Source organism: Halomonas sp. SL1 (assembly GCF_003030865.2).
Classification (GTDB): domain Bacteria; phylum Pseudomonadota; class Gammaproteobacteria; order Pseudomonadales; family Halomonadaceae; genus Halomonas; species Halomonas halophila.
The window spans coordinates 25,492-34,049 of record NZ_PYUQ02000009.1; the positions used below are offsets into that span (position 1 = coordinate 25,492).

At 71.6% G+C, this 8,558-nt stretch carries 9 protein-coding genes and 1 riboswitch; of the genes, 4 read left to right on the forward strand and 5 right to left on the reverse strand.

Annotation, left to right across the window (positions count from 1 at the left end; translation table 11 throughout):
- Nucleotides 1–8: 8 nt before the first annotated feature.
- Genes C9J49_RS03425 through C9J49_RS03435 form a run of 3 tightly spaced genes read left to right on the forward strand, consistent with a single transcriptional unit; the run spans nt 9 to nt 2,669 of the window.
- A complete protein-coding gene (locus C9J49_RS03425; RefSeq protein ID WP_258393761.1) occupies nt 9–878 on the forward strand; it encodes a cobalamin-binding protein in 870 nt (289 codons plus the stop codon).
- Nucleotides 865–1,875 carry an iron ABC transporter permease gene (locus C9J49_RS03430; protein WP_220084843.1) on the forward strand — a complete coding sequence of 337 codons (1,011 nt, stop codon included), beginning with the start codon at nt 865–867 and terminating at the stop codon, nt 1,873–1,875. Before C9J49_RS03425 ends, C9J49_RS03430 begins: the two co-directional genes overlap by 14 nt.
- Nucleotides 1,876–1,898: 23 nt before the next feature.
- A complete protein-coding gene (locus C9J49_RS03435; protein ID WP_046079856.1) occupies nt 1,899–2,669 on the forward strand; it encodes an ABC transporter ATP-binding protein in 771 nt (256 codons plus the stop codon).
- A 1-nt stretch (nt 2,670) separates the two neighbouring features.
- On the opposite strand, the gene C9J49_RS03440 is transcribed toward C9J49_RS03435, so the two are convergent.
- The 5 genes from C9J49_RS03440 to C9J49_RS03460 are packed head-to-tail and all read right to left on the reverse strand — an operon-like array spanning nt 2,671 to nt 6,118.
- Nucleotides 2,671–2,847 carry a DUF1289 domain-containing protein gene (locus C9J49_RS03440; protein WP_082090930.1) on the reverse strand — a complete coding sequence of 59 codons (177 nt, stop codon included), beginning with the start codon at nt 2,845–2,847 and terminating at the stop codon, nt 2,671–2,673.
- 32 nt (nt 2,848–2,879) lie between these two features.
- Nucleotides 2,880–3,209 carry a hypothetical protein gene (locus C9J49_RS03445; RefSeq protein WP_107181208.1) on the reverse strand — a complete coding sequence of 110 codons (330 nt, stop codon included), beginning with the start codon at nt 3,207–3,209 and terminating at the stop codon, nt 2,880–2,882.
- 46 nt (nt 3,210–3,255) lie between these two features.
- A complete protein-coding gene (locus C9J49_RS03450) occupies nt 3,256–4,020 on the reverse strand; it encodes an ABC transporter ATP-binding protein (RefSeq protein ID WP_107181209.1) in 765 nt (254 codons plus the stop codon).
- On the reverse strand, nt 4,017–5,072 hold the full coding sequence (locus C9J49_RS03455; protein ID WP_107181210.1) for an iron ABC transporter permease: 1,056 nt from the start codon (nt 5,070–5,072) through the stop codon (nt 4,017–4,019). The genes C9J49_RS03450 and C9J49_RS03455 overlap by 4 nt, the downstream gene beginning before the upstream one ends.
- A 29-nt stretch (nt 5,073–5,101) precedes the next feature.
- Nucleotides 5,102–6,118 (reverse strand): ABC transporter substrate-binding protein, encoded by a 1,017-nt coding sequence (locus tag C9J49_RS03460; protein WP_046079852.1) that lies wholly within the window; start codon nt 6,116–6,118, stop codon nt 5,102–5,104.
- A gap of 256 nt (nt 6,119–6,374) precedes the next feature.
- Nucleotides 6,375–6,600: riboswitch (cobalamin riboswitch) on the forward strand.
- Nucleotides 6,601–6,722: 122 nt separating this feature from the next.
- Here C9J49_RS03460 and C9J49_RS03465 point away from each other — a divergent pair.
- Nucleotides 6,723–8,555, forward strand: coding sequence for an AAA family ATPase (locus C9J49_RS03465; protein ID WP_107181211.1), 1,833 nt, complete (start codon nt 6,723–6,725; stop codon nt 8,553–8,555).
- Nucleotides 8,556–8,558 lie beyond the last annotated feature (3 nt).

The window sequence follows — 8,558 nt, forward strand, 5'->3', positions numbered from 1 at the left end:
TCGTGGCCATGCTGTGGCTGACGGCGGGGCTGTCTTTCGTGCAGGCCCAGGCCGATGAGCCGATCTGCGTCACCGACGACGCCGAGCGCGAGATGTGCCTGGACGCGCCGGCGACGCGCATCGTGGCGCTCTCGCCGGGCGTCACCGAGCTGCTGTTCGCCGCCGGTGCCGGCGAGCGGGTGGTGGGAGCGGTCAGCTTCAGCGACTATCCCGCCGCGGCCAAAGGCCTGCCCCGGGTCGGCAGCTACGACCGCCTCGACCTCGAGGCGCTGCTGGCCCTCGATCCCGACCTGATCGTGGCCTGGGCCGGCGGCAATCCCCGCGAGCAGGTCGAGCGCCTGGCCGCGCTCGGTCTGCCGGTCTATTTCTCCGACGCCGGCGACTTCGGCGCCATCGCCTCGAGCCTCGAGCGCCTGGGCGCGATGGCCGGCAGCGAGGCAGAAGGCCGGACCGCGGCGGAAAGGCTGCTCGGCGAGGTGGCCGAGCTGCGCGACCGCTACGCCGACGCCGCCCCGGTGTCGGTCTTCTACCAGGTCTGGGACGAGCCGCTGATGACGGTCAACGGCGAGCACTGGATCAGCCGGGCGCTGTCGCTGTGCGGCGGCGAGAACCCGTTCGCCGACGAGTCGCCGCTGGTGCCGCGCATCGGCCGCGAGGCGGTGCTGGCCCGCGATCCCGAGGCGATCATCACCGGCGGCATGGGCAAGGCCGATTCCCGCTGGCTCGAGGCCTGGCGCGACTTTCCCGAGCTGACCGCGGTGCGCCGAGACAACCTGTTCTTCGTCGACCCGGACCTGGTGCAGCGTGCCACGCCGCGGCTGGTCGAGGGCACCCGGGCGCTGTGCGCTCACCTGGAGACGGCCCGTGAGCGGCGCTAGGTTGCGAGGTCTGTCGCCCGGCCTGTCGCCACGGTGGCGCCATCCGCTGGTATGGCTGGCGCTGGCCGCGCTGCTGTCACAGGGCCTGGCGCTGGCGCTCGGCAGCGTGGCGATCGGCCCGGGCGAGCTCGTCCAGGTGCTGACCGGCGGCGGCGAGGCGCTGCATCGCACTCTGGTGCTGGAGCTGCGCCTGCCCCGGGCGCTGGCGGCCTTCGGCACCGGCGCGCTGCTGGCCATGGCCGGCGCGCTGATGCAGATCCTGCTGCGCAACCCGCTGGCCGATCCCTACGTGCTGGGGCTCTCCGGCGGGGCCTCGGTGGCGGCGCTCGCCGCCATGCTGGCCGGGCTCGGCGCCGCCCTGGTGGGCGGCGCGGCCTTCGCCGGAGCGCTGGCCTCAACGCTGATCGTGTTCGGCCTGGCCCATGGCGGCGGCAGCTGGACGCCGACTCGGCTGCTGCTCACCGGGGTGGTGATGGCCTCGGGCTGGGGCGCGCTGATCAGCTTCCTGCTGGCGGTCAGCCCGGTGGAGCGCCTGCCCGGCATGCTCTACTGGCTGATGGGCGACCTGGCCTACGCGGGCAGCCCCTGGCCGGTGCTGGTGATGGCCGCGGCCGTGCTGGCCGTGGTGCTGCCGCTGGGCCGCACGCTCAACGTGCTGGCCCGGGGCGGGCTGCAGGCCGCCGCGCTGGGCGTGGCGGTGCGGCCGCTGGAGTGGGCCCTCTACCTGCTGGCGAGCCTGGTCACCGCGGTGGCGGTGACCACCGCCGGCAGCGTCGGCTTCGTCGGCCTGATGGTGCCGCACATGCTGCGTCTGCGGCTCGGCAACGACCAGCGGCGCATCCTGCCGGCGAGTCTGCTGGCCGGCGGCACCCTGCTGACCCTGGCCGATACCCTGGCGCGTACTCTTATCGCCCCGCAGCAGCTGCCGGTGGGCGTGATCACCGCGCTGATCGGGGTGCCGACCTTCCTCTTCCTGCTGCAGCGGAGCCGGCGATGACGGGCCCGGCGGCGAAGGGGCGGATGGCGAAGGGGCTGGAAGCGACAGGCCTGGTGATCGACGTGCCGGGGCGGCCGGATGGCCGGGCGCTCGATCTCGCCATCGAGCCTGGCCAGCGCTGGGGCGTGCTCGGGCCCAACGGCGCCGGCAAGACCACGCTGCTGCATACCCTGGCCGGGCTCCGGCCGCCGCGGGCGGGGGAAGTGCGCCTCGACGGGCGCGGGCTGTCGCACTGGCGGCGCCGCGCGCTGGCCCGACGGCTGGGGGTGGTGTTCCAGGAGCGCCACGACGACTTTCCGGCCACGGTGCGCGAGACCGCCCTGATCGGCCGCCATCCGTTCCTCTCGCCCTGGCGCCAGGAGGGCCCCGAGGATCACGCCCGCGCGGTGGCGGCGCTGGAGCGCCTCGAGCTCTCGCACCTGGCCGAGCGCGAGCTGGCGACGCTCTCCGGCGGCGAGCGCCAGCGGGTCAGCCTGGCCACGGTGCTGACCCAGGCGCCGGACGTCTGGCTCGCCGACGAGCCCACCAATCACCTCGACCTGCATCACCAGGTGGCGGCCATGGCGCTGCTCGCCGAGCAGGCCGATCGCGGCCACGGCGTGATGATGTGCCTGCATGACCTCAACCTGGCGGCGCGCTGGTGCAGTCATCTGCTGCTGCTCTATCCCGACGGCGAGGCCTGCTGGGGGGAGGCGGAGGCCATGCTGACGGTCGAGGCCCTCGAAAGCCTCTATCACCAGAAACTGATGTGTGTCGAAGTCGACGGGGCGCCGGTTTTCGTGCCGACCCGCTGACTCAGTCCTTTTTCAGCTTCTTCAGCCGCTGCGTCGCGAGCTGGTTGGTCTTCATGCGCTCCGGGCGCTTCATCGACTGCCAGCGGGTGATCTCATCGGTGGTGCGGCCGCAGCCCACGCACAGCCCGCCCTTCAGCTGGCAGATCGAGACGCAGGGGCTCTCGATGCGCTTGGCCATCAGTGCCGCTCCAGCACGGCCAGCCGCCGCTCCTAGTCGCCACCGTGCACGCGGCGGCACTCTTCCTCGCTGTCGGCGTCCAGATGGGCGTCGATGTCGCGGATATCCACGTCCACCTCGAACAGGGCGGCTTCGGTGAGCTCGCGCATGCGGCGGCGGTCGTCGCCCTTGAGCGCGCGGGCCAGGTCGTCCTGGGTCTCGAACACCCAGACCACCTGCAGGCTGTCGGGGAAGCGGCGGTAGTCCACCAGATGGGTCAGCCAGCTGAAGCCCGGCAGCAGCGGCTTGGCGGTCTCGCAGGCGTCGGTCAGGGCCTGGGTCAGGCGGCGTTCCATCTGCCGGCTGGCTTTCTTGTCGAGCATGTCGAGCCCTCTCGTGTCATGTCGTGTGGTGGGGCAGGGTAGCGATCTACAGGGCGCGGCGGAAGCGCAGCACCGGTCGATCCTGTTCGGGATCGTCGAGGAAGTCGGCGTGCACGCCGAAGGTGTGGCGCAGTCGCTCGAGGGTCAGCACCTCCCGGGGCGGGCCGATGTCGACCAGGCGACCGCCGTCCATCACCCCGATGCGGTCGCAGTCCATGGCCTGGTCGAGGTCGTGCAGCGCGACGACCACGGTGATCGGCAGCCGCCGCACCAGGCGCAGGATCGACAGCTGGTGGCGGATGTCCAGGTGGTTGGTCGGCTCGTCGAGCAGCAGGGCGCGGGGCCGCTGGGCCAGGGCGCGGGCGATGTGCACGCGCTGGCGCTCGCCGCCGGAGAGGGTATGCCACAGGCGTTCGGCCATTGCCTCGAGGCCGACCTCGGCCAGTGCCCGGTCGACGATGGCATCGTCCTCTTCGCGCCAGGGACTCAGCGGCGACAGGAAGGGCGTGCGGCCCAGTGCCACGGCCTCGCGCACCTGGAGGCGGTCGAGGGTGTCCGCCTGCTGCTCGACGAAGGCGATGGCGCGGGCGATCTCGTGAGGTTTCATGGCGTGCATCGGCCGGCCGTCCGCCAGTGCGCGGCCGGTCTTCGGCCGCCGCAGCCCGGCCAGCACGCGCAGCAGGGTGGTCTTGCCCGAGCCGTTGGGGCCGACCAGGCCGAAGGTCTCGCCCGGTTCCACCGTCAGACTGACGTCGTCCAGCAGCCGGCGGCCGTGGACTCGCCAGTCGACGCGTTCGGCGCAGAGTCTCATCGCGTCCTCGCCCCACGGATCAGGATCAGGGCGAAGGCCGGGGCGCCGATCAGCGCCGTGACCACGCCGATCGGCAGCACCTGGCCGGCCACCAGGGTGCGCGAGAGCACGTCGGCGCCGATCAGGAAGACGGCCCCGGCCAGCGCCGAGGCGGGCAGCAGCCGGGTGTGGCGGCTGCCGACCAGGAAGCGCATGGCATGGGGAATCACCAGCCCGACGAAGCCGATGGCGCCGACCATGGACACCATGGCGGCGGTGACCAGCGCCATGGCGGCGATCAGCACGCCGCGCACCCGGCGCACGGGGATGCCCAGCGACGCGGCGCTGTCGGCGCCGAAGGTGAAGGCGTCCAGGGCGCGCCGGTACCACAGGCAGATCGCCAGGCCCGCCAGGGCGGCGGGAAGCCCCAGGGCGACGTCGCTCCAGCGCACGCCGGAGAGGTTGCCCATCAGCCAGAACATGATGCCGCGGGCCTGCTCGGCGCTCGCCGACTTGGCGATGATCAGCGCGGTGAGGGCGTTGAACAGCTGCGAGCCGGCGATGCCGGCGAGGATGATGGCGCCGGCGGCCTGGGTCGCGCGACCGCCGCCGGTGCCGCTGCCGGCGGCATGGGCCAGCAGCACCACCAGACCGAAGGCCAGGCCGGCGCCAGCGAAGGCGCCGAGCGACAGCGTCAGGGTGCCGGCGCCGACGCCGAGGATGGCCACCGACACCGCGCCGGTGGAGGCGCCGGCGGAGATGCCCATCAGGAAGGGGTCGGCCAGGGGATTGCGCAGCAGCGCCTGCAGCACCACGCCGGCGAGCGCCAGGCCGGCACCGCAGCAGGCGGCGAGGATCGCCCGACTCAGACGGTATTCCCAGACGATGCCGGCATCGATGCGATCCACCGCGAAGGCCGTGCCACCGAGATGGTTGGCCAGCACCTTGAGGATGGTGTCGAACGGAATCGCGGTTTCGCCGATGGCGGTGCCTGCCATCACCGCGGCGAACAGCAGCAGCGGTGCCAGCCAGCCCCAGTGCCAGGCGGAGTGCGAGACGCTTATCCTGGCCATGGGCGGGCGCGATAGTCGAACGGCGTCATTCATCGTGCGAAGGACATCCCGGACAGGGCATCCACCAGCGTCTCGAGGCCGAAGATGGTGCGCATCGTCGCGCTCATGGCGTGGGCATCCATCTCGATGATGTGGCCGTTTTGCACCGCCGACATCTGGCTCGCCACGGGATCGTGGCGCAGGAAGTCGCGCTTGGTCTCGACGCTGTCCGCCGCATAGCGGCGGCGATCCATGGTCGCGATCACGATGAGGTCCGGGTCGGAGCGGGCGATCGTTTCCCAGCCCACGGTCGGCCATTCCTCGTTCGATTGGATGACGTTCTGGATGCCGAGCTTGTCCATCATGTAGCCGGGAGCGCCGAGCCTTCCCGCGACGTAGGGATCCGATGATCCGTCGGGAGACGAAAACCAGAATACCGCCGAAATATCGTCTGGAAGCGACAGCGATTCGGCGCGGGAAATGGCGTTTTCCTCGCGGTCTTTCAGCTCGTCGATCAGCTCGTCACCGGCATCATTGGCGTCGAAAATGGTGGCCAGCTCGTGGATGCCCTTGTACACCGAATCGGTGGAGAAGGCGGCGGTACGGGTGCCGTCGCCGCCGGTGGCATTGTTCTTGGTATCGCAGTCGGCGGGCATGATGTAGGTGTTGATGCCGAGATCCTGGAACTGGTCGCGGGTCGCCACGCTGCCGGTGGGGCCGATGTGCCACTCGTACTGGGCCGTGACAATGTCCGGCCGCCTGTTCACGACCGCCTCGAAGCTCGGGTCATTGTCGGCGATGCGCTCGATATCGGTGTTGGCTTCGCGGAATTCCGGCAGCACTGGCGTGAACCAGACCGATGTGCCGACGACGCGATCGGCGAGCCCCAGAGCGTAGAGAATTTCGGTCGCCGACTGACCGACGGTGACGGTTCGTTCTGGCGCGGCATCGACGTGAATGTCGCGGCCGCAATTCATCATCGTCAGCGGATAATGTGTCGCCTCCGCTCCGGCGGATGACGCCGTAATGAGTGAGAGCACTGCCAGTAGTCTACGAGCGAGAGTCATGCGTCGGTGTCCAGGTGGGGGAGGGGAAGTGGCCGACCGGCGACGGGAGATTGCCACGAGTTTCGAGGCGTTTTCCACTCCCATCGACGCCTGCGTCGACGCCGATTTTGAGGAGAGGCCGGCGACCTGCGCGCGAGGCTTTTCCGCGAAAATAAAAAGTTATGTTATATCATAACAAATCTATCCGGCAAGGGGCTTGCTTGCCGTCGCTGGTCGAGTGCGTGGTCGATTGCGCGGGACATGGCCGGTCCATTACGATACCCCTCCGAAGACAGGTGCCCCTGAGGTTCAGGGGATAATCGGGAAGTCTGGTGAGGCCACGGCCGATCCCAGCGCTGCCCCCGCAACGGTAATGAAGCGCGATCCACGACGACCACTGGCGACATGCCGGGAAGGTGCGGATCACGGCACGACGCCCACGGCCATGCCCCGGCGAGTGCCCCTTCTGAGCCCGGAGACCGGCCTGTCACGTCGAGTCATTCCATGCCGGTGCGGTGGGCACCGAGAGGATCACCATGCCCGTGTTTGTCGATTCCCCCTCCCGGCGGAGCCTCCGCCGCGATGCGCGTCCCGCGTTCGTCTGCCGTTTCCCGGCCGTGACGCCATGAGCGACGTTGCCGAATTTCCCTTCGTCGCCGTCGTCGGCCAGCCGGCGCTCAAGACCGCGCTGCTGCTCAGCGTTGTCGATCCGCGCCTCGGCGGCGTGCTGATCAGCGGTCCCAAGGGCAGTGCCAAGTCGACCCTGGCCCGGGCGCTGGCGGAGATTCTGCCCCGCGATGCCGAGGGCCGGCGACCGTCGCTGGTGACCCTGCCGCTGGGCGCCAGCGAGGAGCGCCTGACCGGTAGCCTGGATCTGCAGCGGGTGCTCGCCGACGGCGAGGCGCGCTTCCAGGAGGGCCTGCTGGCCCGCGCCCACGGCGGCCTGCTGTACGTCGACGAGGTCAACCTGCTGCCGGATGCGCTGGTCGACCTGCTGCTCGATGTGGCCGCCAGCGGCGTCAACCGCGTCGAACGCGACGGCCTGAGCCACGCCCACGCCGCGCGCTTCAGCCTGATCGGCACCATGAATCCCGACGAGGGCGAGCTGCGCCCGCAGCTGCTCGACCGCTTCGGCCTGTGTGTCGAGCAGTCGGCGAGCCCCGGCGTGGCCGAGCGCGTGGCGATCCTGCGCCAGCGCGAGGCCTTCGACCGCGACCCGCGTGCCTTCGTCGACGCCCACGAGGCCGAGCAGGCGGCGCTGACCCGGCGCCTGGCCGAGGCCCGCGAGCGCCTTCCCGACATCGTCGCCGACGATGACATCTACGAGCGCATCGCCGAGCGCAGTGAGGCCGCCGGGGTCGAGGGGCTGCGCGCCGACGTCACCTGGCACCGCGCCGCCCGGGCCCATGCGGCCTGGCGCGGTGCGGCGCGCGTCGAGCGTGAGGACCTGGATGTCGTCGAGCCCTGGGTGCTGGCCCATCGCCGCACCGCTGCCCCCGACGACAACGGCAGCGGCTCCGACTCCGACGCCGGCGGGAACGGGGCTGGCGAGGGCGGGTCCGGCATGAACGGGGCTGGCGAGCCTGACACGGGCCGCGGCAGGGCGAGCGGCGACGATTCACGCAAGCCGGCCCCCGACGGCGCCCAGGCCCCCGGGGCCGATTCACAGCCCCAGGGCCAGTGGGGCGCCATGCCGCCGGTGGCCCAGCCGAGCGTGGCCCAGCCGAGCGTGGCCACGCCGATGCCGTCGCTGCCCGAGTCGACGCCCGCGCCCAAGGCCGGTGGAGCCTCGGCTTCGGTCTCATCGAGCCGGCGCCCCGGCCGCCAGGTCGGCCGCCGTCGGGATCGCCGCCAGGCCGAGTCTAGCGATCCCGCACCGCGCCCGGACTGGTTCGCGACCCTGGTCGAGCATCGCGGCCGGCGCCCCTGGCGTCGCCTGTGCTATCGCCGCCCGCGCAGCGGCCAGCCGATGCTGCACCTGGTGCTGCTGGACACCTCCGCCTCGACCCTCGGCCGGCGCCTGCTGGGCCGGGCCAAGGGCGCGGTCGACGCGCTGGCACGCCGGGCCTACGCCGCGCGTGAGCAGATCGCGGTGCTGGGCTTCGGCAACGACGGCATCGAGACCCTCCAGCCCCGGCGCCGCGCGCCCAAGGACCTGCTCGAACGGCTCGATGCCGTCCCCGGCGGCGGCGGCACGCCGCTGCGCGAGGCCGTGCGCCACGCCGCGCAGCTGGTGCGCCGCTGGCGGCGTCAGGACGCCGGCCTGCAGGTGCGCACCTACCTGATCACCGACGGCCGCACCCGCCAGCCGCTGAGCGGCCTGCCGCCGCTCGGCGACTGCGTGGTCGTCGACACCGAGACCGCCGCCGTGAAGCGCGGCCGCGGCCGCGACATCGCCCGGGCGCTGGGCGCCGATTATCGGCCGCTGGCCGGCCTGGAGGCGGGGGCATCGACATGAACG